Here is a 1,145-nt window from a genome sequence, read left to right as displayed (position 1 = left end):
CCACTGGCCGTGCATGACGTTGTGGCCGATCTCCATGTTCTCGAGGATCTTGGCCGCCGACAGGGCCGAGGTGCCCGCGATCCAGGCCGGCTTGTAGCGCGAGAAGAGCAGCAGGACGCGGCCCATGACCGCGAGCCGCCGCTGCATCTCGATCATGCTGACGATGTACTTGCGGTCGCGGTCGCCGAGGTCCTCGTAGACCTGGTCGTGGATCGCGTCGAACTCCTTGGCGAGCTGCTCCACCTGCTCAGCCGTGAGCTTGGCGAGCGGACTCTCGATCTTGCTTTCACTCACAGAGCTTCTCCTCCTGTCAGAGATCCATTTCGACGGGGCCCTCGGGGGCGCTGATGCAGACGCGGATCATCTCCCCATCGCTCCCGTAGATCTTGCCGTTGCGCAGGTCGCGGACGCGTCCCGAGCAGAGCTTTCCGATGCAGGTGTGGCAGATGCCCTCGCGGCAGCCGTAGTCGAGCTCGAGCCCGGCGTCCTCGCCCGCGACGAGGATCGGCGTGCCGCCTCCGGCCTCGGTCCTTGTATCGCTCTTGAGGAACGAGATCTCGCCGCCCTCGCCCTCCTCGACGAAGCCGACCTTGGGCTGGAAGCGCTCCATGTGGAGCAGCTCGCGGTCGCCGTCGGCCTCCCAGCGCTGCTCGAATGCGTCCAGCATGTCGGAGGGGCCCGAGAGGAAGGTCTCGCGCTCGCGCCAGTCGGGGCAGAGCTCGTCGAGGTCCGCCGGCTTGATCCGGCCGTGGTCCCCAGTGATCTGGAAATGACGCCTGAATCCGGAGTTGCGCTCGTCAAGTGCGCGCAGCCGCTCTCCGAAGATGACGCGGTCCTCGGTCCGCGCCGAGTGGATCATCACGACTTCCTTGAGGCCGCCTTCCTGGTCGAGCGCCCGCAGCATGCTCATGATCGGCGTGATCCCGCTGCCGGCGGTGATGAAGAGCATCCTCTCGGGCCGGGGGTCGGGGAGCGTGAAGTCGCCCTCGACGCCGCCGAGGCGGATGATCGTCCCGGGCCGAAGCTTCGTCGTCAGGTGGGGCGAGACCTTGCCCTCCTCGACCAGCTTCGGCGTGATGCAGATGTGGTCGTCGGCGGGCTCGGAGGTGATCGAGTAGGCGCGCCAGTGGTGGACGCCGTCGACG

At 67.1% G+C, this 1,145-nt stretch carries 2 protein-coding genes; both read right to left on the bottom strand.

Translation table 11 applies throughout. The features are described from left to right. On the bottom strand, positions 1-294 hold a 294-nt coding region (locus WEB06_05670; GenBank protein ID MEX2555102.1), incomplete at its 3' end, for an acyl-CoA desaturase. Between the two features lie 16 nt (positions 295-310). Further along, on the bottom strand, positions 311-1,145 hold an 835-nt coding region (locus WEB06_05665; protein MEX2555101.1), incomplete at its 5' end, for an iron-sulfur cluster-binding domain-containing protein.

The organism is Actinomycetota bacterium (assembly GCA_040905475.1).
Classification (GTDB): domain Bacteria; phylum Actinomycetota; class AC-67; order AC-67; family AC-67; genus DATFGK01.
This window is presented reverse-complemented; position numbering and strand designations above follow the sequence as displayed.